Annotated in this window: 14 protein-coding genes; 9 read left to right on the top strand and 5 right to left on the bottom strand. The window is 59.7% G+C overall.

The window, feature by feature from the left end:
• The first annotated feature begins 81 nt into the window (after positions 1–81).
• From BLT47_RS02330 to BLT47_RS02315, 4 genes are all read left to right on the top strand, one after another.
• Positions 82–9,183, top strand: coding sequence for a type I polyketide synthase (locus tag BLT47_RS02330; protein WP_074661217.1), 9,102 nt, complete (start codon positions 82–84; stop codon positions 9,181–9,183).
• Between the two features lie 436 nt (positions 9,184–9,619).
• Positions 9,620–10,039, top strand: a complete 420-nt coding sequence (gene acpS, locus BLT47_RS02325) for a holo-ACP synthase AcpS (RefSeq protein WP_074661212.1) — start codon at positions 9,620–9,622, stop codon at positions 10,037–10,039.
• Positions 10,040–10,375: 336 nt separating this feature from the next.
• Positions 10,376–11,665, top strand: coding sequence for a serine hydroxymethyltransferase (gene glyA, locus BLT47_RS02320; RefSeq protein ID WP_074661208.1), 1,290 nt, complete (start codon positions 10,376–10,378; stop codon positions 11,663–11,665).
• A gap of 373 nt (positions 11,666–12,038) precedes the next feature.
• Positions 12,039–12,935 (top strand): bifunctional methylenetetrahydrofolate dehydrogenase/methenyltetrahydrofolate cyclohydrolase, encoded by an 897-nt coding sequence (locus BLT47_RS02315; protein ID WP_049619274.1) that lies wholly within the window; start codon positions 12,039–12,041, stop codon positions 12,933–12,935.
• Positions 12,936–13,086: 151 nt separating this feature from the next.
• Here BLT47_RS02315 and BLT47_RS02310 read toward each other — a convergent pair whose 3' ends face one another.
• The 3 genes from BLT47_RS02310 to BLT47_RS02295 all read right to left on the bottom strand — a co-directional run bounded on the left by BLT47_RS02310 (position 13,087) and on the right by BLT47_RS02295 (position 17,266).
• Positions 13,087–14,556, bottom strand: coding sequence for an SGNH/GDSL hydrolase family protein (locus BLT47_RS02310; protein ID WP_083330011.1), 1,470 nt, complete (start codon positions 14,554–14,556; stop codon positions 13,087–13,089).
• Positions 14,557–14,932: 376 nt separating this feature from the next.
• Complete coding sequence (ddaH, locus tag BLT47_RS02300) at positions 14,933–15,706, bottom strand: dimethylargininase (RefSeq protein WP_276526039.1); 774 nt, start codon at positions 15,704–15,706, stop codon at positions 14,933–14,935.
• A gap of 69 nt (positions 15,707–15,775) precedes the next feature.
• Complete coding sequence (locus tag BLT47_RS02295) at positions 15,776–17,266, bottom strand: APC family permease (RefSeq protein ID WP_053093601.1); 1,491 nt, start codon at positions 17,264–17,266, stop codon at positions 15,776–15,778.
• Positions 17,267–17,703: 437 nt separating this feature from the next.
• Between BLT47_RS02295 and BLT47_RS02290 the strand changes: the two genes are divergently transcribed.
• The 5 genes from BLT47_RS02290 (at position 17,704) to BLT47_RS02270 (ending at position 22,130) form a co-directional block, all read left to right on the top strand.
• The gene (locus tag BLT47_RS02290) at positions 17,704–18,615 is read left to right on the top strand and encodes an exodeoxyribonuclease III (protein ID WP_074661200.1); all 912 of its coding nucleotides are present in this window, start codon (positions 17,704–17,706) and stop codon (positions 18,613–18,615) included.
• Entirely contained in the window at positions 18,616–19,662 is a 1,047-nt protein-coding gene (locus tag BLT47_RS02285) for a YihY/virulence factor BrkB family protein (protein WP_074661199.1), read from the top strand.
• A 163-nt stretch (positions 19,663–19,825) separates the two neighbouring features.
• Positions 19,826–21,028, top strand: coding sequence for a mannose-1-phosphate guanylyltransferase (locus tag BLT47_RS02280; protein WP_074661197.1), 1,203 nt, complete (start codon positions 19,826–19,828; stop codon positions 21,026–21,028).
• Between the two features lie 95 nt (positions 21,029–21,123).
• Positions 21,124–21,894 (top strand): LOG family protein, encoded by a 771-nt coding sequence (locus BLT47_RS02275; protein ID WP_074661195.1) that lies wholly within the window; start codon positions 21,124–21,126, stop codon positions 21,892–21,894.
• Positions 21,895–21,962: 68 nt separating this feature from the next.
• Positions 21,963–22,130: a DUF3117 domain-containing protein gene (locus tag BLT47_RS02270; RefSeq protein ID WP_065414516.1), complete on the top strand. Its 168-nt coding sequence runs from the start codon at positions 21,963–21,965 to the stop codon at positions 22,128–22,130.
• 167 nt (positions 22,131–22,297) lie between these two features.
• Here BLT47_RS02270 and BLT47_RS02265 read toward each other — a convergent pair whose 3' ends face one another.
• Positions 22,298–23,899, bottom strand: coding sequence for an alpha/beta hydrolase domain-containing protein (locus BLT47_RS02265; protein ID WP_074661193.1), 1,602 nt, complete (start codon positions 23,897–23,899; stop codon positions 22,298–22,300).
• A gap of 137 nt (positions 23,900–24,036) precedes the next feature.
• Positions 24,037–24,660: a response regulator transcription factor gene (locus BLT47_RS02260; RefSeq protein ID WP_074661192.1), complete on the bottom strand. Its 624-nt coding sequence runs from the start codon at positions 24,658–24,660 to the stop codon at positions 24,037–24,039.
• Between the last annotated feature and the right edge of the window lie 69 nt (positions 24,661–24,729).

Raw genomic sequence — 24,729 nt, 5'->3', positions numbered from 1 at the left:
ACCTGGGTGCGAAAAACTGCTAAACATAACTGAAAAACGTAACTCGAAAAACATCCATCTAAGGACTAACGGAGAAAAAATATGGCATCCGTCTACGATTCGCTTCGTACTGAAGCTTCATGGATCTTGCAATTCTCGGGGCAGGGCACACCCTGGGGGACCGAGCTTGATGCGCTCATTGCAGACCCGGAGATTTTGCGCGCCCTGACCGAGCTGGACGACCAGGCCGAAGACCTGCTCGCCCCGGTCGTGCCCGAACTGGCACTGATTTCGGCGGGCCGGCTTGATCTATTGGGCCGGCGCGGCCCGGCTTCGCGCGGGGTAGCCCCGCACACTTCCGTGCCCGGCATCCTGCTCTTCCAATATGGTGCTGCTCTCGACTTGGACGCCCAGCCCAAACTGGCAATCGGCCACTCCCAAGGCGTGTTAGCCGCCGAAATCCTGCGCGCTCCGGCCGCGGACCGGCCGGCGATCTTCGCGCTGGCCCGCCTGATCGGCGCGGCCGCTTCCAAGGTGACCGCACAGGCCGGCATGGGCCCGGATGGGGTATCCACCCCGATGCTGTCCGTGCGCGGCGTACCGGTAAAACAGCTCAGCGCGCTGATTGACGAATTTGCCGATATTGATCTGAGCATTATTAACACCCGCGAAGCCTGCGTGGTTTCCGGTTCTCCGGCCGCCCTGGCCGGCCTGATCGTGGAAATCGAAGCGCTCGCCAAGCGTTCCGTGGAAGACCGGGAAGCTAAGCGGACCGGTGGGGAACCGCTCCAGCCCGTTACCGAATTCTTGAACGTGGCCGCCCCCTTCCATTCGCATCTGCTCGAACCGGCCGTACAGCTCGTAGATGATTGGGCGCAAGCGTGCGGGATTTCTGTTGCAGGCGCAGAAAAGCTGGCCCGCGCCGTACTTACGGACAACCTGGATTGGACGGAAGAATTCCGCAACGCGGTAGCCGAAATTTCGGGACCGGAAGCCGGCCAAGACACCCACTACGTGGTAGATGCCGGCCCGGGTGTAGCACTGCGCAAGATCACCCGCGATAACCTGGCCGGTACCGGCCTGTCCTACGTGGATGCGGCCACCGCGGAAGCCCGCGATGATCTGCTCACCGGCGATGCTCGCGTATACACCACGGCTGACTGGTCGGCATTTGCGCCCGCCCTGCGGGAAATCAACGGGGAAACCTACCTGGATACCGCGTTTTCGCGGCTTACCGGCCGCTCGCCGGTAATGCTCGGAGGCATGACCCCAACTACTGTGGATCCGCATATTGTGGCGGCCGCGGCCAATGCCGGGTATTGGACGGAGCTGGGCGGCGGCGGGCAAACTTCCGAAGCCGTGCTCACCAAGCACCTGCGGGATCTGCAAGCCGAACTGGCGCCGGGCCGTACCGCCCAGTTCAACGCCATGTTCTTGGACCGTTACCTGTGGGATCTGCAGTTTGGCGGCCGCCGCTTGGTTTCCCGCCAGCGGCAAGGCGGCGCGCCCCTGGACGGCGTCACCATTTCCGCGGGCGTACCCGAACTAGAAGAAGCCCTGCAACTTATTAACCGTTTGCAGGCAGAAGGCTTTGCCTACGTTTGCTTCAAGCCGGGCACCGTAGACCAAATCCAGCAAGTAGTGGAGATCGCCAAGAAGAACACGGGCACTCCGCTCATCGTGCAGGTAGAAGACGGCCACGGCGGCGGGCACCACTCCTGGGAAAACCTGGACGATCTGCTGCTGGCCACCTACGCCGATATGCGGGAAGCCGGCCTGGTAATCACCGTGGGTGGTGGCCTGGGCACACCGGAACGTGCCAAGACCTACCTGACCGGCCAGTGGTCCGAACAGTACGGCCTGGCCCGCATGCCAGTAGACGGCATCTTTATCGGTACCGCGGCGATGACCGCGAAGGAAGCGAAGACTTCGGAAGACGTCAAGCAACTCCTGGTGGATATCCCCGGGGTATCGGCGGAAGATAACGGCGGCTGGGTAGCCGCTGGGGAAGTGCGCGGAGGTATTACTTCTTCGCAGTCTTCCTTGCATGCCGATATGTACAACGTGGAAAACTCGGCGGCCAAGGCCGCCCGGTTGCTCCTCGAACTGGACGGCAAGCCGGAAGAAATTGCGGCGCGGCGCGAAGAAATCATTACCGCGATCAATAAGACCGCCAAGCCCTACTTTGGCGATATTGACGAAATGACGTACGTGGAAGCGCTGGAACGCTATGTAGAGCTTTCCTACCCGTGGCCCGATGAAACCGTAGCCACTCGTTTCCACGAATTCTTGCAGCGTGCCGAAGCCCGTTTGGCACCGGCCGATCACGGGGAAATCCCCACGATCTTCCCGGAAGAAGCCGCGGCCTGTGCCGATCCGGCAGCTTCTATTGCCCGCCTGGCCGAAACCTATCCGGAAGCTCGCGAAGAACTCGTTTTGCCTTCCGATGGGGCCTGGTTTGATGCGCTGTGCAATAAGTACCCCAAGCCGGTACCTTTCGTGGCCACGATTGATGGCCAAGTGCTGCGCAACTGGGGCCGCGATTCGCTGTGGCAGTCCCAAGATCCGCGCTACACGGCCGATCAGGTACGGATTATTCCCGGCCCGGTCTCGGTAGCCGCAATCACCACGAAGAACGAACCGGTAGCGGACATCCTCGGCCGTTACGAAACCGCGGCCGTAGCCGAAGTACAGGCTGAAGGTATTCAGGCACGCCCGGCCTTCTCCCGCACTTCCGAAGACCGTGATGCCTACCTGCGTTCGGTACCGTTTATTGTGTGGCACGGCCACCTGGCCACCAACCCGGCCGCGCTTATTGCGGAAGCCGAAATTCGGGATACTCCCGCCGGCCTAGAAATCTACGTACCGCTCGATACTGCCTGGGATGGCACTCAAACCACCCAGCACGTGGTGCGCGAAATGCGGATCCCCTTGGTATTGCCGGAAGACGTCCACACCGGCGGCCTTCCCGTAGTAGACGACGCGCGCCTGATCGATTCCATGCGCGCCGTGCTGGCCGGAATGTCCGGCGTCGGCACCACCACCATTGGTGGTACCCCGATCACCGAACAACCCAAGATGGTCGACGGCGTTGCTACCTTCACCTTCGCCGTTTCCCCGGAAATCGGTAACCTGCACTCGGGAATTACCGCGCCGGGCGGTCGGGCCCCCGTAACGGTACCCTCCGCCCTGCTCGGCTCGTGCTGGCCGACCATTTATTCGGCCATGGGTTCGGGTGAAGCCGATGGCTTCCCGATTATTGAAGGTCTGCTTTCCGGCGTCCACTTGGACCATTCGGAAAAGATCAACGTACCGGTAGAAAAGATTTTGGGCATGGGCGAGCTCACGGCACGCTCGTGGGTCGATTCGGTGAAGGAATCTTCGGCTGGGCGCGTGCTCGCCATCCGCACGGATGTGAGCGGCACTTGGGAAGAAGACGGCGAAGAAGTAACCGGCGTCGTACTCGAATTCCAAGAACGTTTCGCCATGCGCGGGCGGGCCACTACCACGGATCTGCCGGAAGACCCGGCACCGCGGGGTGGAGTAGAAACCGAAGTTATTGATACGCCGCGTTCTACGCTCCGCAAGGTGAAGGTCACGGCTCCGTCCGATATGACTGCTTTCGCGATCGTTTCTGGCGATTACAACCCGATCCATGTTTCCAAGCGCGCCGCGATCGTGGCGGGCATGGAAGAACCGCTCGTGCACGGCATGTGGCTGTGCGCGGCAGCCCAGCACGCGGTTTCCGATCCGGATGCGGGCCGCCCGCCGCTGCGCATTACCGGCTGGACGTACCGCATGTTCGGCATGGTGGACCTAAACGACGAAGTCGAAATCACCGTGGAACGCACCGGGCGCCTGCCCGGCGGCGGCCTGGCTTTGGAAGTGACCTGCCGCAAGGGTGATGAAGTAGTGGCGCAAGCCACCGCTACCGTGGCTGCGCCGCTTACCGCCTACGTATACCCGGGCCAGGGCATCCAGGCGAAGGGCATGGCGCTCGATGAGCGCGCCGATTCGCCGGCCGCTCGCGATATTTGGGAGCGGGCCGATAAGCACACGCGTGCAACTCTCGGTTTCTCCATTTTGGCTTTGGTGCGCGATAACCCCACCGAACTGGTGGTGCGCGGGGAAACCTTCCGCCATCCGGAAGGCGTTTTGAACCTCACGCAGTTCACCCAGGTGGCGCTAGCTACCGTGGCCATGGCCCAAACCGCGCGGCTGCGCGAACGTGGTGCTTTGGTGCGCGGAGCTTTCTTTGCCGGCCATTCGCTCGGTGAATACAACGCACTATCCGCCTACTCGAATGTATTCAGCCTGGAAGACGTGCTGGAAATCGTTTACCACCGCGGCACCACCATGCACCACCTGGTGGAGCGTGATGAAGAAGGCCGATCGAACTACCGCATGGGAGCCTTGCGGCCCAACCAGTTCGGGGTAGACGACGCCGGAGTGCGCGACTATGTGGCCTCGATCGCCGAAAAGACCGGCGAATTCTTGGAGATCGCGAACTACAACCTGGCGGGCCAACAGTACGCGGTGGCCGGTACCATTGCCGGGCTGGACGCCCTGGCCAAGGACGCCGGTGCGCGGGCGAAGGCAGCGGGTGGTAAGCGGCCCTTCATGCTGGTTCCCGGCATTGACGTGCCCTTCCACACTTCGCGGCTGCGCCCCGGGGTGCCCGAATTTAGGGAGACCCTGCTGCGCATCATCCCGCGCGATATTAACCTGGAGGTATTGGAACACCGGTACGTACCAAACCTGGTGGCCCGTCCCTTCGAACTAACCCGCGAATTCTGCGCCGCGATCCTCGAAGTAGCGCCTTCGGAAACCGCGCGCGAACTGCTCGATAACCTGGAAGAAAAGGTTGCGGAAGACCGCGTGGGAGTGGCCCGGGCCCTCCTCGTAGAGCTCCTCGCCTGGCAGTTCGCCTCGCCGGTGCGGTGGATTGAAACCCAAGAACTGCTGATCAGCAGCGGGGTGGAAGAAATCGTGGAAGTTGGCTTGGCCGCTTCGCCCACCTTGGCCAATATGGCCGCGCGGACGCTCGCCTTGCCGGCCCACGCCACCGATGAAGTGCGCGTATTCAATGTGCAGCGCGATGCCAAACTGGTATTGCGGGAAGACGTTGCCACCCCGGCCCCCGAAGCCGCAGCCGAAACCGCTACCGCGGAAAGCGACAGCGCCGCTAGCGCGCCGGAAACCGCGGCAGCAGAAACCACTGCGGCGGCTTCCACTGCGGCGGCCACTCCGGCCACTCCGGCCGATTCGGCTCCTGCACCGGCTCCGGCAGCTCCAGCGGCCAGCCCGGCACCTAGTGCTACTGCGCCCGCTGCCGCACCGGCTGGTGGAGCAAACGGCCCGGCCGCCGATATCCCCTTCCAGGCTTCGGACGCCATGATGGTGCTCCTCGCCCACGAAACGAAGGTACGGCTAGACCAAATTGGGGAAGCCGATTCGGTGGAAGTCCTTACCAACGGCGTTTCTTCCAAGCGCAACCAGATCCTGATGGATATGACGGCCGAATTCGATTTGGCCTCCATGGATGGGGCCGCCGAAGCCAAGATTTCGGACCTGGCAACCCAGGTAAACGAAGCCGCCCACTCCTACCGTCCCTTCGGTTCGGTACTGGGAGAAGCTATCAACGACCGCTTGCGCACCTTGACGGGTGCGGCCGGCGCTAAGCCGAGCCGGATCGCAGATCGCGTGACCGGCACCTGGCAGCTCGGTGCGGGCTGGGTTACCCACGTCCAAGCCGAACTATTGCTCGGCACGCGGGAAGGTAAGTCCACTCGCGGTGGAGAACTAGCGACCTTGGGCTCCGAAGCCGAATTGGCTCCGACCAACGCGGCCGGTTTGGATGCGCTCATCGATGCTGCCGTGCTCGCGGTGGGTAATGCGAAGGGAATTAGCGTAGCTATCCCGCAGGCAGGGGGCGGCGGTGGTGCTACCGTGGATTCGGCGGTACTAGACGAGTTCGCCGCCAAGATGACCACCACTTTGGCCGAAAATGCGCGCGATCTACTGCGCCGGCTCGGCCAAGAAGAGCCGGCCACGCTGCCCGAAGCAGGCGATGATGTGGCCTTGCGGGAAGCTATGGCCGCCGAACTGGGAACCGGTTGGGAACGTTTCGTTACCCCCGCTTTCGATGCGAACAAGGCTGTGCTCCTCGACGATCGTTGGGCTACCGCCCGCGAAGACGTGGCCAAGATTGCCTTTGGCCGCGAGGTGACCGGAAACTTTGCGGCTACCGGCCCGGAAGTGGCTCGGCAGGCCCGCTGGCAAGCAGCGCGCAATCCGGAACTCGCCGAACGCTTCGAACAGATTGCCCAGGCTGCCCTTTCGGAAGAACCGGGTGCCTATTCGGGCAAGATCGCCGTGGTTACCGGTATGGCACCGGACTCCATTGCGGGTGCCGTAGCGGCCGGGCTCTTGCGCGGCGGGGCGACCGTGGTGGCTACCGCTTCCAATATTTCGGCGGCGCGGTTGATCTACGCCAAGCAGTTGTACCGGGAGAATGCCCGCGGGGATGCCGCCCTGTGGCTGGTACCGGCCAACCTGGCTTCCTTCCGCGATATTGATGCACTGGCTGAATGGATCGGCAATGAGCAACGGGAGACCGTGGGGGCTACCACCAACCTGGTCAAGCCGGCTCTGCTCCCGGATCTGTTGGTGCCTTTCGCGGCCGGCAAGGTATCTGGCTATATGACGGATGCCGGCCCGGAAACGGAAAACCAGGCACGCATCTTGCTGTGGGGCGTGGAACGCCTGATTGGCAAGCTTGCCGTGATTGGCGAAGATTCGGCAGTGGAACACCGCATGCACGTAATCTTGGCCGGTTCGCCCAACCGTGGCGTTTTCGGTGGCGACGGCGCATACGGCGAAGTAAAGGCGGCCCTGGATGCCATCCCGAACAAGTGGAAGGTAGAACCGTGGGGCCAGCGCACCACCATCGCCCACGCCAAGATCGGCTGGGTACGCGGTACCGGCTTGATGGGCGGTAATGATCCGCTCGTGGAGGCCGTGGAAGCAGAAGGCGTGCGTACGTGGTCTACGGAAGAAGCTGGGGAAGAACTCCTCACTCTCTTCACGCCGGAAGCCGTGGCCCAGGCCACGCAGGCACCGCTTGAGAAGGATATGACGGGCGGACTTGGCGCGATCAACCTGAAGGAAATTTCGGAGAAGGCTGCCGCGCACAGCTCGGCCGAGGCCGCTCAGAACGCGCTGGAAGCAGGGGCCGAGCCGGCCACGATCAAGGCTTTGCCGCGGATTGTGGCCCCGCGCCAGGCCAGCGCACAAACTTCCGAATTTGCGGGTACTGCCCGGCCGGAAGATACGATCGTGATCGTCGGTATTGGCGAAGTGGGGCCGTGGGGCTCTTCCCGTACCCGTTTCGAAGCGGAACTGGGCGTGCAAGACGACGGCGATTTCGAGCTCACCCCAGCGGGCGTGCTCGAACTGGCCTGGATGACCAACCTGCTCGAATGGCACGATACGCCGCAACCGGGTTGGTATGACGCCGACGGCAACCTGGTACCAGAAACCGATATTTACGACCGGTACAAGGATGAAGTGGTGGCCCGGAGCGGTATCCGCGCCTTCGTGGATGACGGCCCGCTGCAGGACATCGGGACCACCGATTTGGCGCCCGTCTTCTTGGAGAAGGACGTCACCTATTCGGCGAAGAACGAAGCAGAAGCGCGCGATATGCTCGCCGCTGATCCGGAATTCACCCGCATTAGCGTGGACGAAAACGGAGAGTGGCAGGTCACGCGTCTGGCCGGTGCGCGCGTTTACATGCCGCGCCGCACTACGCTTTCGCGGCGTGTGGGCGGGCAGTTCCCCACTGATTTCGATCCGGCGAACTGGGGTATCCCGCAGTCGATGATCGAAGGCGTGGACCGGTTGGCCGTCTACAACCTGATGACGGCCGTGGATGCCTTCATTTCCGCCGGGTTCTCCCCAGCGGAACTGCTCGAATACATCCACCCGGTAGATGTGAGTTCCACGCAAGGTACCGGATTTGGGGGTATGACCTCCATGCGCCGCATGTTCGTGGAACGCTTCGTGGGCGGGGACGTTCCTAATGACATCTTGCAGGAAGTGCTACCCAACGTGGTTGCCGCGCATACCATGCAGTCCTATATCGGTGGGTATGGTTCCATGATCCACCCGGTGGGTGCGTGCGCTACCGCCGCGGTATCCGTGGAAGAAGGTTTCGATAAGATCCGCACCGGGAAGGCCCAGTTCGTGGTTGCGGGAGGAATCGACGACGTCCAAATCGAATCCCTGATTGGCTTTGGCAATATGAATGCCACCGCTGATTCGAACGCGATGGCAGCCAAGGGTATTAATTCGCGCTTCTACTCGCGGCCGGGCGATCGGCGCCGGGCCGGCTTCGTGGAAGGCCAAGGTGGCGGTACCGTACTGTTGGCCCGCGGCGATTTGGCCCAGAAGATGGGCTTGCCGGTGCTCGCGGTAGTCGGATACGTACGTTCCTTCGGTGATGGTATTCAGACTTCGATTCCGGCCCCGGGCTTGGGTGCTTTGGCAGCCGGCCAGGGTGGTACGGATTCGCAGCTGGTCAAGGATTTGGCGGCGCTCGGAGTTACCCCGAATGACATTTCGGTGATCTCCAAGCACGACACTTCTACCAATGCCAATGATCCGAACGAAGCCGAATTGCACCACCGCCTCTTCAAGGCGATTGGCCGTTCGGAAGGCAACCCGCTCTACGTGGTTTCGCAAAAGTCGCTAACCGGACATTCGAAGGGTGGGGCGGCCCTCTTCCAGATGGCAGGCCTGTCCGAGATTTTCTCGGCCGGTACCGTGCCGGCTAATAAGGCGGTGGACTGCCAGGATCCGGCCTTCTACGACAAGGAATTCTTCGTGTGGCCGCGCGAGCCGCTACACCTGGGAACCGTGAAGGCTTCGATCCTTACCTCGCTCGGATTCGGGCACGTTTCGGCGCTCATGGTGCTGGTACACCCGGCGGCTTTCGAAGCTTCCGTGGAACGTACTTACGGGCGCGAAGCTGCCGATGAGTGGCTGCACCAGGCGAATGCGCGCTTGGCGGATGGTTCGCGCCACCTGCAGGCGGGCATGATCGGCCATGAAGAGTTGTACACCGAAACGCCGGTGCGGTTCGAAGGTCCTTCTAACGACGCCGAAGCTGCGCTCCTGCTTGATCCGGACGCACGGGTCTAAGCCTGGCGGCGGTGCGAGAACACCGCGCCAAGCGTGACGGCCGGGGGCCCGCGCCAGCGGGCCCCCGGAAACCATCACGCCTGGCCGTGACTCAGCCAACGGCGAAGCGAAAACTGCGATCGAAAACTGCGATATATTAGCGGCGCGCGGCGCCCATCCAGGCCCTCTCGGCGGGAAATAGCCCGGTAGAAACCAAATCTGCCCGGCCGGTTGCCCCAGCCAGGAGGAAAACGGATCGGCCCGCGCGCCGCTTTTGCACCTGCGGTGACGGGCTCGCGGTGGCGGGCTTGCGGTGCGGAACCTTTGCGGCAGTTCTCCGCGGAGAGGAACCTGCGGCAAAATAGGATGCGAAGCCACCTGGCGTGGGCGCACAAACTGCGGCACGGGTGCGGCAAGCGATACCTAATGCGGGAATAATTAGCGGAAACGAGGCGGGATGATTCTAGGAATCGGCGTGGATACGGTAGCGGTGAGCGAATTTGCGGAACAGTTAGCCCGGCCCGGTTCGCATTTCGGTGCCGTGTTTACCGCGCGGGAACACCGCTATGTGGAACGGCGGGCCGCGCGCCGCGGAAAGGCAGAGCAGGCCGCTGCTTTGGCCGCCCGGTGGGCTGCTAAAGAAGCTTTTGTGAAAGCGTGGTCGGCGGCCTTGCACGGCACCGCACCGGTGGCGCCGGAAAACATATGGGCCGATATTGAGGTTTCCAATGACCGCTGGGGCCGGCCCGCTTTGCAGTTGTTGGGGGAGACGGCCCAGGCTGTGCACGAAAGCCTCGGTGAAATACGGATCCACGTTTCTTTGAGCCATGATGGTGATATGGCGGTGGCTTTCGTCGTCGTCGAAAATGGTGCCTGAGCAACCGGTGGACGCTAGCACCCCAGCCGCAAGATTTCCAGCCGGGCCGTAAATATGGGATGAGCCGGCGAAGCTTTGGAAAAACAGCTACCCTGTCAGGAAACCAGGATAAGAACAGCACCTGTGTTAAAGATTTAGGTGAACTGATCTAGCGAACTGACCACGTGGCGCAGGTGGTGGCACGTGGGGTATCGACGTGATGGTTGTTCGTGCACCGCCTGGTTACGGCGAGAACGGAGGCGGGCCATGCAATCTCCGCCCCTGGAGTTAAGAAATAACAGGTAACTACTGAAATCTATTCTCGCTATACGAGAAGCAACTAACAAGGAAGAAAGAATGACGCGCAAGCTTGACCTGCCTATTCAGGACGTTGATCCGGAGATTGCCAGCATCCTTTCTGGTGAGCTCAGCCGCCAGCAGGATGGCCTGGAAATGATCGCGTCTGAGAACCATGTGCCGCGTGCCGTAATGGAAGCGCAAGGTTCCGTCCTTACCAATAAATATGCGGAAGGGTACCCGGGCCGGCGCTATTACGGGGGTTGCGAGTGGGTTGATAAGGCGGAGAATATCGCTATCGACCGGGCGAAGAAAGTTTTCGACGCCGGTTGGGTAAACGTGCAGCCGCATTCGGGCGCGCAAGCCAACCAGGCGCTCTACTCGGCGCTTGTGGAGCATGGGGATACCGTATTGGGGATGGCCCTGGATCAAGGTGGGCATTTGACCCACGGTTCGAAGGTGAATTTCTCCGGGAAAACCTACAATATTGCGGCCTACCATGTGGATCCGGAAACCTATGTTTTGGATATGGATAGGGTGCGGGAAGAAGCCCTGAAATCCCGGCCTAAGATGATTATTGCGGGATGGTCGGCCTATCCGCGCCAGCTCGATTTCGCCGCTTTCCGTTCGATCGCGGATGAGGTAGGGGCGATCTTGTGGTGCGATATGGCGCATTTCGCTGGTCTGGTGGCCGCGGGGCTGCATCCCAACCCGGTACCGGTGTGCGATGTAGTAACAACGACGATTCACAAGACTCTGGGTGGCCCGCGCGGCGGCATGATTTTGGCGCGTGACGCCGAACCTTATGGCCGCAAGCTCAACTCGTCCGTATTCCCGGGTACGCAAGGCGGCCCGCTGATGCATGTGATTGCGGCCAAGGCAGTGGCTTTGGGAATTGCGGGCACGGAAGAGTTCAAGGAACGCCAGCAACGCACTTTGCAAGGTGCACAGATTTTGGCGGAACGGCTCAACGCGCAAGACGTGCGGGATGCCGGCATTAGCTTGGTCTCCGGAGGTACGGATGTGCACCTGGTCCTGGTGGATCTGCGCCATGCGGCCATTGATGGAGCACAGGGTGAAAACCTGCTTTCCGATATTGGGATTACGGTGAACCGGAACTCGGTACCTTACGATCCGCGCCCGCCGCGGGTTACCTCCGGGCTGCGTATTGGCACCCCGGCACTCGCGACCCGCGGTTTCCAGGAAGCCGAATTCCGCGAGGTGGCCGATATTATCGCCCAGGCCTTGGTAGCTGGCGAAAGCGCGGACGTAGAGTCCTTGCGTGCCCGCGTGACCAAACTGGCCCACGATTTCCCGCTCTATGAATACCTAGAAACGGACCAGCAGTAGTAGAGGCGTAGCTATTACGCGGGCCCGCAACCACTGTGCCGCAGCAAGTATTTGATATTTGAGCATGCGGCGGTGTATATGCGGGCCCGCGTAGTACCGGCAGGGCTTTTGGCGCGGCAGCACCGGCAGGGTTCGGTGCGCCTGAAGAAGGCACCTGCGAAGGTAATAAATGTTGGCGCGCCTGGGGAAGGCACCTGCGAAGGTAATAAATGTTGGCGCGCCTGCGCTGGCGAAATGTTTTGGTGCGCTGGAGAATCGCGCCTGGGGAGAGCGCAGAGCCCCGTGAGAGAAATCAGCCGCGTGAGAGAAATCAGTCGCGCTAGAGAATTGCGAAGCGCTAGAGAATAGCGAAGAGCGAGAGAATAGAGGACTTATGACCGCACAGATTTTGGATGGAAGAGAAACTGCCGCGAAGATTAAAGCGGAGTTGGCCGAGCAAGTAGCTGCCTTAAAGGAACGCGGTATCGTTCCTGGTTTGGGCACGATCCTGGTGGGAGATGATCCCGGTTCGGTGGCTTATGTGGGTGGCAAGCACCGCGATTGCGCTGAGGTGGGGATCAATTCTTTGCGTACCCACTTGCCGGCGGATGCTAGCGCTGCGGATGTACGCCAAGCAATCTTGGATTTCAATAATGATCCGGCTTGTACCGGATATATTTTGCAGCTCCCGCTACCGGAAGGGCTGCCCGCCAATGAGCTGATCGAGCTGATCGATCCGGATAAGGATGCGGACGGTTTGCATCCAACTAATTTGGGCAAGCTGGTATTGCGCGTTAACGAGGAGATTGATTCTTCTTTACCTTGTACACCGGCCGGGATTTTGGAGATCTTGCGCCGCTACGGGCTGAGCCTGAATGGTAAACACGTGGTGGTATTGGGCCGCGGGATTACCGTGGGCCGGCCGGCCGGTTTGCTACTTACCCGGCGGGAAACTAATGCCACGGTAACCTTGTGCCATACCGGCACGCCGAATACTCCGGAGATCGTGCGGGAAGCCGATGTGGTGATTGCTTCGGTGGGGCAGGCCCATTTGGTGAAGAAGGACTGGGTGAAACCGGGCGCGATCGTTATTGACGTAGGAGTGACCCGCGTACAAAACCCGGAGACCGGGAAGTTCCGCACCGTTGGCGATGTGGATCCGGAAGTGCGGGAAGTGGCCAGCTGGATTTCGCCCAATCCGGGCGGTATTGGTCCGATGACGCGCGTAATGCTCCTCAAGAACATTGTGGAACGCGCACAACGCCTAGCCGACGCCCCGGCCGCAAACTAAACATGCGAGGCCAGTCAGCTAAAACACGCTAGGCCAGGAAGCTGGGCAAAGCTAGTGACAAACCAGCGGCCCGGAAGTACCCGCGCAGGGTACTTCCGGGCCGCTTGGTGCTTTCAGCCAGGCCTCTTCCTTAGGCGTTGCGGCGAATTTATTAGGCGTTGCGGCGAATGGTTTCGGCTAGGACTTTCGCTTCTGCTCGCCAGCCTTCGGGGTTGGGATGCACAAAGCTGAGAATGTCGAAGCTGGTAAAGCTGGGCACAACCCAGGCATGGGACTGGTTGGCGCCCATGCGCGGATCAAAACCGTGGCCCGCGAAAACTTCGTGGACGTCCACAAACGTGAAACGGTCACGTTGGGCTTGGGGCGTGCCACTAGTGCGGATAGCGGCATTGGCGTCTGCTACCACCCCGGCCTGGAGTTCATTTGCTTCCTCTTGCATCTCCACTAGTTGCTGGCCGGCGTCGTACCACCCCGCGGGGCCTTCGGGAAGTACATAAGAATCAAGGCTGATGAGTACCGGGTAGCCGAGCAGGTAGACGTGGGCGTTACCTTGCGAGGCCGTATCGATAGCGGAGAGTACTTGGGCGATGCGTTCGCGCAGTTCGGGAAGGCTGCGGGAAGCTTCGGAAAGGCGCTGCTGGCAGGTACCGGCGTCGCGGCCAATGAAACAAGAGATCACGATTCCGGTGAAGTTCGCATCGTTACCGCCAATGGTAAGGAACACGGTGTCTGTATCCGGGGTAACGGATTCGATTTGCGGTTTCGCCCACAAATGGCAGGCTACGGAAGCGGTGTAGAGCGAACCGGCCGGGGCGGGTGCCACGTTCCGGTATTCGTAGTACATATCCGGGGCGGGCGGAACGCCACAAATGTTTTCAGCTTCGACGCGGCGCTGCCATTCGGCAGCTTGGTCTTCCACCGTGGGGAAGAAGGTGCGCGGCAGCCAGTAGGTGCGGGTAGCTCCGCCCGTCCATCCCAAATGCCGCGGCTTAGTAATATCTGCGGTCACCGCACCCGAGCACGCCGCATTCGTGTATTCGGCACCGAATTCGCGGGCTACGATCGAGCCATAGTTTTCCGGAGAACGCATACAGAACTGGTCGCTGTAAACGCCGGTGCCATTTCCGGCCGAATAAGAATCACCCAGTTGCACGATTTTTTCGGGCATGCGGCCCGGAGTAGCATCCGGCACGTCAGCGGCGTCTGCGGGTTCCGCATCCGAATCGGAATCGGCCTCGGTGCCCGCTGGTAGACCTGTCACTACGGCCGGCGTTTCGTTTCCGGCATCCGGCTTAGCTGCGGGCAGTTCGCCCGGGCCGGTTAGAGAACCATCATTTGGCGCGGTAGCGCCAGCTTCACCCTGGTGTGCGCCAGGTGTAGGCGCAGGGTTATTTGCCGGCGTTAGAGCTGGTGCCGGGCTGTGTGCTCCGGGCTCGCTATCTTCCGGCGTGGTTTCTAGATTTTCTGAGGTGGGAGTTTCTTCCCGGGTAGTAGTGGTATCGGTAGTACTGGATTCGGTATCCGCGTACGCGGTGGTAGTGGATAAGCCTGGCGCTACGGTAGCGAAGGCGAGACATAGGCCCAGCAGTACGGAGCTGAGCGAAGAGATGAACCGGCGCATCTGACCCCTTTCAACAACTTCTGCATTATAAGCAGAAGTTGGACAAAGACGTCCAGGTGGTCCATTCTTTAACGCAGCCCCTGCTGCGGTTTCTACAAGTTCCACAAACCGCGCAGATCCGCGCCAAACAGGGCGAAACGCGGCGCAACAAACAGCGCGGAACCGGGCAAATCGGGCAAAATCGGGCTGCGCGATACCGTGCCTGCAGTACTAGCCGCGCCGGGCGGCGTCGTACCGCAGGCACGGCTACTGCGCCCTGCGGTTTCGTTAGCTCCGGTTGCTGAGCTGGCGGTGGCGGTTGCTCTTTGGGAAGCGGCTGCTCAGCGGGGCTGCGGTTGCACAGCTAGCTAGCGGCTGCGCGGCGTGCGGGCCGCAGTTATTCAGCGAGGCAGCGGATTCGCACCGAAAGGCAGGTGGGGCAACCTTCGAGTTTTTCGAACTCGGAGAGTGGGGTTTCGATCACTTCGTATCCGAAATCGCGTAGGAGCTCGGCGGTTTGCGGAGCTGAAGCGGAAATGAGGAGCTTCGTTTCGGAGAGGCAGAGTACGGCCGCGCCTTCCGCTTCCGGTACGGGCACGAAGGAAGGGAACTTGCGTACATCATCCACATAAGGTTCGTAGCCGATTATGGTGCCATCAGGTAGTGCCGTTACCGCCGACTTCAGGTGCAAGACCTTGGAAACGGGGATGGCTACCACCCGCGCGCCCAGAGGGCTGAGGATTTTCCGCAACTGGTTGATCCCGGCCGCGTTAGTACGCCCGCCGCGGCCCACGTAGATCGTGTCGCCAATTTTGAGGACGTCGCCCCCATCCAAAGTTCCGGGGGCCTGGATCTCGTTGATCGAACATCCCAGGGCTTTTACCGCGGCCTTCGTGCCCGCAGTTTCGGGTTTACGAGCATCGGCTCCCGGCCGGGTGATTACAGCCACGTTCTTATACATGACTACGGTATCTTCCACGAAAACGGAATCCGGGCAGTCATCGGCCGGCTCTACTTCCACCGTGTGCCAACCGGCTTCCTGCAGAACTTTTACGTAGGCATCCCACTGCTGGTTGGCCGCGGCGACGTCTACCGGAACCTTTTCGATGTTATCCACGATCCCGTCGTCCAGAAGCGGGCTGGGTTTACGGATGAGAGCAATCCGAGACATTATTCCTCCTGAAATATTTCTTCGTATTTTTCCTGTTGTATTCGTATGCGGCTACCATCGGGCGCCCGTTTATTTACCTGCGGATACGGGCATACTATCCGCTTGTTTCTTTTCCTTGGTGAAGGTTTCCAGTTCGGAATGCCGGCGGCTCCACGTGAAGTAGAAAGTAAGGGCTACCGCCATCCAAATGGCGAAGGCCACCAGGGTGAAGGTATCGAGCCCGGAGATTACGTACAGGCAGGCCACCACTGAAAGTATCGGCGTAACCGGGTATCCCGGTACCTTAAATGTGCGCGGCATATCGGGCGCGGTGCGGCGCAAAATAATTACCCCAATGGAAACCAAAGTGAAAGCGGTAAGCGTGCCCACGGAAGTAAGCTCCGCCAAAATTCCGAGTGGCAAGAAGCCCGCCAGTACTGCCACGGCCAGGCAAACGATCCACGTGCTTGCGGCGGGTACGCGTGTGCGTGGGGAAACTTTTGAGAAAATGCGTGGCACCAGGCCGTCACAGCTCATCGAGTAGAGGATTCGGGTTTGCCCATACAAGCAAATCAGGGTGACGGAGAAAATGGAGATCACGGCGCCGATCGCCAAAACAGTTCCCGGCCAGGTGGATTGGACCACGTTTTGCACAATGGTGGCGAGCGAAGCCCGTTGGGAAGCGAATTCTTCGGTGGGTTGAGCGCCGACGGCGGAAATCGCCACCAACAGGTAGATGGCCGTAACGATGGCCAGGGCGCCGATGAGCGCACGCGGCAAGGAACGCCGCGGGTCTTTCACTTCCGAACCGGTGGTGGCAACGGCGTCGAGCCCAATATATGAGAAGAAAAGGGAACCGGTAGCGGCGGTGATACCGCGCCACCCGAAGGGGGCGAAGTTCGCGAAATGATCCGCATTGAAACCGGTAAACGCAATGGCCGCGAAAATTACTAGCACCCCGAGTTTGATAAACACCATGAAAGTGTTGGCAGCGGCGGATTCGGACGCGCCGCGCAAAAGCAGCACCATGCACATGAGCACGAGGAGAATTGCGGGCACGTTCACGATCCCGCCGGCGTCGGGCGCGTAGGAGAGGGCGTCGGGGAAGTGCCAGCCGAAAACGTTATCGAGCAGGAGGTTGAGGTATTCGCTCCACCCCACGGAAACCGCGGCGGCGGAAACTCCGTATTCCAAAACTAGGCAGGCACCGACGGCGAAAGCGGCCAGTTCTCCCATAGTGGCGTAAGTGAAAGAATAGCTAGAACCGGAAGAGGGGATAGCCCCGGCTAGTTCGGCATAGCAGACGACGGTTAGGCCCGCTACCACAGCGGCGAGCACGAAGGAAATAATCACGGCCGGCCCGGCTTGTGGCACAGCTTCGGAAAGTATGAAGAAAATGCCGGTTCCCACCGTGCCGCCCACGCCAATCATCATGAGCTGGAAGGTAGACATGGAGCGGCGCAGTTCCGGCCCCTCGTGGTGGCTCGGTAGCTGGGCGATGGAATCCGGGGTGTTTGCTGCCGTCACGCCCGCCGGTAACCGGCGGCGCAAAAGTTGGCTCGCAAGCGGAGTTTTCGCCATATTCTCTACGCTCCTTTCGCGCATTTTCAAAATCTTTCTGGCACCTGCGCGCCGCGCGAGGTTCGCATACGCACCTCTACGCACGGACCGCAACCCAGCCGAGTTTTATGCAAAACATGCGCATAAAATGCAGGCCATGGTAACGATTCGCGCAGGATCGCAAGTTCCGTAGGTGTAAGACTATACGCCCAAACGGATAAAAGTATGAGAACGCTCGAAATGTGGACGTGAGCTTTGGCATGACACCACTGCGGGGAGCTAATACAGTGAGTGTTTTGGGTCCGCGAGTGGCCGCCAAGTCCGTGCGGAACCGCCACCGCGGACGAGAGTAGCCGCTGCTGCGGCCGAAAATGGCCGGCGCGGAGGAAACGGCCGCTGCGGACGAGAGCAGCCGCTGCTACGGTCCAAAATGGCCGGCGCGGACGAAGGGGAGAGACATGAAAATCACTACGGTGAATGTGAACGGCCTGCGCGCAGCAGACCGTAAAGGAATGGGTGCGTGGGTGCAGGATACGGCGCCGGATGTGCTGCTTATGCAGGAAGTGCGTGCCCCGCGCGAGGCTATTACCAAAATTTTCCAGGGGAGCGGCTACCGGGTTTTCAATGCGATCTCCACGCTGAAAGGCCGGGCCGGGGTAAGCGTTGCCGTGCGCGAAGAAATCCAAGTGGGAGAAGTACGGATTGGCTTAGCCGATCCGGGAGAAACTCCCGCTGTAGTTGCAGCAGGGCATGCTACCGAAACCCCCGCTACATCTGCCACGGCAAATGCCGCGGCTTCCACTGCGGAGCTAGCCGCTACTTCCGAAACACCGGTAGATACGGGCCGGTGGCTGGAAGTGGATTTACCGGACTGTGATCTCACCGTGGTTTCGGCCTATTTGCATTCCGGGGTAGCTACCGACGCCGCAAAAATGGCCGCGAAATATTCTCATCTTGACCGCGTGACCCAACGCCTGGCGAGCTTTGACCAAACCGCGAAAATCTTAGTGGCCGGAGATTTCAATATCGTGCATACCGAAGCCGATATTAAAAACTGGAAACCCAACCACAACAAAACCGCGGGCGTGCTCGATTCCGAAATCGCCTACCTGGAGGATTGGTTCGCAAGTGGCTGGGTAGACGTCCAGCGCGCCCTGCTCACCGCTGAAGGTTATACGGAGAAAGGGCCTTATACCTGGTGGTCCCAGCGCGGCAAAGCTTTTGATAACGACGCCGGATGGCGGATCGACTACCACATGGCCACTCCAGCGCTCGCGGCCCAAGCCCGCTCTTTCGCAATTGGCCGGGCGGAAAGCTATGCGGCGCGGTGGTCTGATCATGCGCCGCTGACCGTCGAATACGAGCTGTAAATGCGGGGGGGGGGGTGGCAAGGTATCGCAGCCAAAATAGCGACTCTGCAAAACTGGGCCGAAAACTTGGTGGACCGACTAGCCGATACTCGGCTGTGGCGTAGCCTCGCTCGCTATGCACAAGCACGCGGCGGTCTACTTTCGGGCGGGATTGCTTATTCGGCACTGTTTTCGGTTTCCGCGGCGCTCACGATTGCCTGGAGTGCCTTCATGGCCACTTTGGGGAAGAACGCGGAGCTACGGGCAATTGTGATTAGCGGGATCAACCAGGCACTTCCCGGAATCTTGAAAGATCCAAACCGTGGCGGGGAAGGGCTTATCGATCCGGACGCCCTGGTGTGGAGCGGCGGGCACGGTATCGCTTCTATTATTGCGGCGGGAGTGATCGTGTGGACGGCGATCTCTATTATGGGCGGGATCAGTAAGTCGATTCGTGCCATGTTTGCCGTCAACCAGGTGGTCCAGCATGGGGTAATGCAGATGCTGCGCAGTTTCGGTGGCTTCCTCATATTGGCAGTGGGTATTACCAGCGGGGCAATCCTGGCCGCCGCGGCCGGTACTTTAGGGACCCGGTTGGCAGCGCTACTGGGATATTCAGGTGCACTTTCGGCATTTTCCACAAAAGTTGTAGTGGCGGCTTTAGCTGCCGGTGTGGATGCCCTTATCATTGCATTCTTGATTCGGTTTACGGGTGGGATTCGGGCTCCGCGCCGCGATCTTGCGGCCGGGTGCCTGCTGGGCGGAGTGACTATGGCGGCCGTAAAAATCCTGGGGACCTCGGTGGTTTCTAATGTGGCCGATAATCCCTTGCTCGCCCCTTTCGCTGCCCTTGTCACGTTACTGTTATGGCTCAACTTGACGGCCAGAATTCTTCTGTTGACCTGCGCTTTTATGGCTAATCCGCCGCGGCAATACCAAGCCGAAGAAAGCTCCGAACTGCGCGGGAAGCAACGGCCAAATTACGTGACTCTTTCGGCTCCGCACACGCTAGATTGGCCACATGACCCCATTACCGGGGCGATACAACCCGCCGCGCGCCGGGAGTAAAACCGCCCGGCGTTTGCGGGATTTCCGGTTTTACCTGGTTATCAGCTGGAAGGAAATAACTAAAAACTTGCGGTGCGCGTAGATTGCCCTGGCATAATACGCACTGGGTGCAAATGCGAAAATCACTGGGTGCACACCTTGAAATACATGTGAAGGAGAAGCTGTGGCTTTCCATGCCATTATTCCTGCCGGCGGGGCCGGCACCCGGCTGTGGCCCCTATCGCGGGCCGGCCACCCAAAGTTCTTGGTAGACCTCACCGGCACTGGCCGCACCATGCTCCAGGCCACCGCAGACCGGCTTTCACCCCTTAGCGATTCTCTACTCGTAGTCACCGGCTCAGCCCATGCGGATGCCGTACGCACACAGCTTGCCTCCGGCGCGAAGACCTCCGGCCCGGTTACCTCCGGCCGGAACAACCCCGGCCCGATCACTCCCGGCCCGATCACTCCTGGCGCGGCCGGGAAAGCCGAGGTGGCGGTTGCCGCCCCGCAGTTCCGGACCGTGGTTGAACCCCAACCGCGAGGCACAATGGCCGCAATCGGTTTGGCCGCGGCCCTTTTAGAACGCGAATACGGAGAATGCGTGGTAGGTTCTTTTGCTGCCGACCATGCCATCGGCAACGTCCCCGCTTTCCAAGAAGCTGTACGTACGGGCATTCGCGCCGCCACGGCCGGCTACGTCGTGACCATCGGGATCACCCCGGAATATCCAGCCACCGGTTTTGGATATATTCACGGCGGCGCAAATATTGCCAACCTGCCCGGAGTTTGCCAAGTAGAATCCTTCGTGGAAAAACCTGACGCACAACGCGCCGCCACATATTTAGCGCAAGGCGGCTACTTCTGGAACGCCGGCATGTTTATTGCCAACACCTCGGTACTCTTAGGAGCCCTGGAACGTTTCCGGCCCGATATTGCTATCCCTTTGCGTGAAATTGCCGCGGCCTGGGATCTGGAAACAGATACGCAAAGCGCCGCGGTACGCGCGGCCTGGGAAAAACTGCCGGCGGAAGTAATCGACCGCGCCATTGCCGAACCTCTGGCCGCCACCGGCGGGGTAGCGGTAGTACCGGCCGCCATGGACTGGTCCGATGTGGGAGATTACGCTTCCGTAGCCGCACAGATTCCTGGCCCGCAGCGCACCCACCAGGTAGCCCCCGGTGGTAGCGCCCAAGAAACCATTGCCATTGATAGCGAAGGTGCACTTATCTATACCCACGATAAGCCCATCGCAGTATTAGGCCTGGAAGGCGGCGTCGTCGTAGATACTGGAGAGGTGCTTTTAGTAAGCACCCGGCAAGCCGCCCACAAAGTAAAAGACGTTACTGAGATACTGACCCAGCGCGGTTTAGACCACCTGCGCTAAAACGCCGCGCGCACGAACGGCGCCGGGTGAAAGCCCGGCGAGAAGCTTAGAAAGCCGGGCGAAAGTCTGGCGGGAAGCATAGAAAGTAGGAGAAGATGACCCGTAGTGAATACCGCCGCGGCGCCCAAATCCGGCGTGGCAAGCTCATCCCGCCGATCACCGCAGACACGAAACTGCTCCGCGAACCAGAAAACCGAGACTGGACTCGCACCGACCCCTGGCGGGTGCTACGCATCCAAGCCGAGTTTGTGGAAGGGTTTGGCGCGCTCGCGGAAATCCCGCCCTGCATTAGTATTTTTGGTTCGGCCCGCACCGGTGCCGATACGCCCTACTACAATCTGGCGCGCGAAACCGGGAAGAAAATTGTGGAACTCGGATATGGCGTGATTACGGGTGGCGGCCCGGGAATTATGGAAGCTGCCAATCGGGGCGCGGCAGAAGCAGATGGGCTTTCGGTCGGGCTGGGAATTGAGCTACCGCACGAACAGGGGATGAACGAATACCTGAACCTGGGCATCGAGTTTCGGTATTTCTTTACCCGCAAGGTCATGTTTGTAAAGTATGCGGAAGGGTTCGTGGTGTTCCCCGGCGGGTTCGGCACGCTCGACGAACTGTTTGAGGCGCTCACTTTGGTACAAACAGGGAAGACGACGCAGTTCCCGATCGTGCTGGTCGGCTCTGCATATTGGGGTCAGCTGGTGGAGTGGATTCAGACCACGCTGGTAGGAGAAGGCATGATTTCGCCAGCCGATGAAGACCTCATAAAGGTTGTGGATACCGCTGATGACGTGGTGAAAACGCTTGCTAGCGCGATTGACGTTCGGAAAGCGAAGCAAAACACAGGAAAATCACGCCGGTCGAACTAGCCGCATTCCTTGTAGAATAGGCGCATATAGTCGAAAGCGCCGGGCTTTTGACAGGAAAGGGATGCATAATGGCAGCAATGAAGCCTCGTACGGGCGATGGGCCCTTGGAAGTCGAACGCGAAGCCAAGGGCATTATCGTCCGGATTCCCGTTGATGGCGGCGGCCGGCTGGTCCTCGAGATCAACGACGAAGAAGCAACAGCCCTCAAGGAAGCTCTTGCGGGCATCGAGCGTTAACGCAAAAAGTTTTAAGACCCCCGGGAAATACCCCGGGGGTCTTGCTTTGTGTATTTTAGGCATCTACCAGCTCGAATTTTGGCAGGTGTTGTGCCCCTTGGTTGGGCCTCATCGTCTGGCAACGCCGCCTGCGGCGCACGATAGATGGGCACTCGAAAACGCTGTAATTAGCTTTCCAGGTCAATGATTTCTTGTGGTGAGGAAAGCGGAGCTGGGGCGCCGTCTATTGCCCGGTCCCATAGTTCGCGTTGCACATTGTGCAGGAAATTGCGACCCACTGGTTCCAGGTAGCCTTGCGCTTCCAGTTCATTATCCACAGCATCGCAAGCGGCTTGATAGTCCGCGAAGGAAGCATATTGTTGGCGAATACTTGCTGCCGAGTGTAGGCGCATTTGCCCGTAAACCGGGTTTTTGGGGGAGCCGGGTAGGAAATCGGCAATCGGATGGGCCACCATACCGATAACTATGCCTCCGGTGAGCAAACCATCCCGAATCTCCCACTGGTTTCCGTGGTGGGTAAACCACCGGGAAGGAGCGGCAGGAGTGCCCGTTTGTACCCAGTTTTCAATTGCGGCCATCGCCGCTGTCACCACGGGTTCAAGTGGGAGTGGCGATACCTGAGCCAAGAATTCAGGGTTCGTGACGCGCGCCTGGCGCTTCGCCTTCTGCGTTTCCGAATTATTGGGGATTACCCGGGAACGGGCGTCCGAATGCGGCGTGCGCAATACATGCCAGTGCCGCCGCCACGGACCATCACCCAGACAAAAACTTGCAGGGGTTCCCTCATAGAGGCTCACATCCGCTTCAGAAGAAATAGCGATTACGGGAACGTCAATTTGAGCGGGAGCTACCAGATAAATCGCGAAAGCCGGTGCTTTTTCTGCATCATCTGGGGCCGAAAGATCAGGGGCCTGGCCAATGGTTTGTGGAATACCGCTCTCTCGCTGATTGATTGCTTTGACATAAAGACCACCGACTCCAGGTGCATAACCATCATAGGGATTGGCACCCCCGGCAAGTTTGAGAATCTGGTGGAAATAGGTGAGGTATGTATTGGTGTAAACCGCCGACTGTGACTGTCCAATGAGGAAGACGTGTTCGGGGGTGGTTGGTGCTGTACCTGAACGTAGCCAGGCCGCAACCTGGGCGATTACATCCCAAGCTAGCCCTTCTTCATTCTCGGGCAAGGTAGCAAAGGGGTTCCAGTCCGGGGCGGAGGCATCTAATTGTTTCGGCTTTCCACCCCAAGTCAGATCCGCATACCGCTCGGGATCGAAAGTTTGCAAAGCAGAAATCTGTATGGGCTTTGCCGTCACGGCCACATAGGTGAGCCGGCGGGAAATAATATAATCCCAGGCTCGCCGCCAATCATCTTCAATGTCGTACCCTTGGGAAGCATTGAGAATCGAAACCCAGGCGGTTTTAGGATCTGAATCAGCAGGCCGCCGAATAAGTACACGGGTCATGTAGGGTACATTTTCTTCGACCACGGTGATCGGGCGTTCTTTAGCCTGGCCCGCCGAATCCGCTCCGGTTCCAGTTGCTGCCGTGGTTGCGGCAGGGGTACCAGCAGGCTGTATAGAGTTGGAAAAGCCATACACATTGGCGGTGCCACGCAGGAAATATTCTTCTTCAACGTATCCAAACTCGGCGAGGTCAAGCGGTTCACGGGCATGAACCATAGTGGAGAACGGATAAGAATTTTCGGTTACCGGGATGGGACCACGCGCTTCCGGTACGGGCACGGTAAAGACGGTTTGGCCTGGCATAACTTCTCCCTTGAAATCATTTTGTGCACTGTCTGTGGTTCCAGCATAAGGAAGAACGGAGCACCTGCCGCTGGTCTTTAAAGACGATTTTCATGCCAGTTAGGAGGAGGGGAGTGAGCTCCGGGATGAGAGGGGGACTAGTCTGCGTGAGCAGTGATAAGACCGTAGTAGCGAGCGGCGGTAAGAAGCTCTACAGCATTATGCGAATCAAGTTTGCGCATGAGATTACGCCGGTGGGAACGAACTGTATTTACCGAGATAAATAGTTCGGTGGCAATTTCCGCATTCGTGGCACCGCCGGCAATATGTTTGAGTACGGCTAATTCTCGATCGGAAAGCGGTACTGGTGGGCGCGGTTCGGGCTCGGGTGGAACAAAAGCATTGACCGGAGAATTGGGTACGGCCGGCGTGGCGAGGCTATTTGCAGAACTTGCGGGGAAAGTGCCGGCAAGGCGTGGATCTACCTGGGGGAGCGCTCCGGTAGCGGGTTCGGGGATGCTAGCCACCTCCCACTTTCGCGGCAGACCTTCGGCGTCGTACACGGTGGCGGTAGGCGCGCGGGAAAGTAAAACTGCGGCGACGACGCCGAGCTGGGCCAGCCGGGAGCGGTCACTAACCGAAAAAGCCCGCGGAGAACTGGTAGTTTCTACCCATAAAGCACCAAAAAACTCATCGCCAATTAGGCAAGGTTGAACGATTGCAGAACCGCAGGTGGCTACGCGGGCTTTCTCGTAGGGACCTGACCCCCTGTTGGTGGACATAGGCTAGCCCCGGCGTTCAGCCGGAGAAAGGTAGTCTTCTACCATGTCCCGTAAAACATATTCCGCGCA

The organism is Actinobaculum suis (assembly GCF_900102025.1).
Taxonomy (GTDB): Bacteria; Actinomycetota; Actinomycetes; order Actinomycetales; family Actinomycetaceae; genus Actinobaculum; species Actinobaculum suis.
The sequence above is the reverse complement of the archived record's forward strand: the minus strand, read 5'-3'. Positions and strand labels throughout refer to the sequence as shown.

Bases quoted from the DNA above. Each gene is read 5' to 3' on its own strand.
- BLT47_RS02330 (WP_074661217.1), top strand. From the start codon at position 82: ATGGCATCCGTCTACGATTCGCTTCGTACTGAAGCTTCATGGATCTTG.
- acpS (WP_074661212.1), top strand. From the start codon at position 9,620: ATGATTCTAGGAATCGGCGTGGATACGGTAGCGGTGAGCGAATTTGCG.
- glyA (WP_074661208.1), top strand. From the start codon at position 10,376: ATGACGCGCAAGCTTGACCTGCCTATTCAGGACGTTGATCCGGAGATT.
- BLT47_RS02315 (WP_049619274.1), top strand. From the start codon at position 12,039: ATGACCGCACAGATTTTGGATGGAAGAGAAACTGCCGCGAAGATTAAA.
- BLT47_RS02310 (WP_083330011.1), bottom strand. From the start codon at position 14,556: ATGCGCCGGTTCATCTCTTCGCTCAGCTCCGTACTGCTGGGCCTATGT.
- ddaH (WP_276526039.1), bottom strand. From the start codon at position 15,706: ATGTCTCGGATTGCTCTCATCCGTAAACCCAGCCCGCTTCTGGACGAC.
- BLT47_RS02295 (WP_053093601.1), bottom strand. From the start codon at position 17,266: ATGGCGAAAACTCCGCTTGCGAGCCAACTTTTGCGCCGCCGGTTACCG.
- BLT47_RS02290 (WP_074661200.1), top strand. From the start codon at position 17,704: ATGAAAATCACTACGGTGAATGTGAACGGCCTGCGCGCAGCAGACCGT.
- BLT47_RS02285 (WP_074661199.1), top strand. From the start codon at position 18,616: ATGCGGGGGGGGGGGTGGCAAGGTATCGCAGCCAAAATAGCGACTCTG.
- BLT47_RS02275 (WP_074661195.1), top strand. From the start codon at position 21,124: ATGACCCGTAGTGAATACCGCCGCGGCGCCCAAATCCGGCGTGGCAAG.
- BLT47_RS02270 (WP_065414516.1), top strand. From the start codon at position 21,963: ATGGCAGCAATGAAGCCTCGTACGGGCGATGGGCCCTTGGAAGTCGAA.
- BLT47_RS02265 (WP_074661193.1), bottom strand. From the start codon at position 23,899: ATGCCAGGCCAAACCGTCTTTACCGTGCCCGTACCGGAAGCGCGTGGT.
- BLT47_RS02260 (WP_074661192.1), bottom strand. From the start codon at position 24,660: ATGTCCACCAACAGGGGGTCAGGTCCCTACGAGAAAGCCCGCGTAGCC.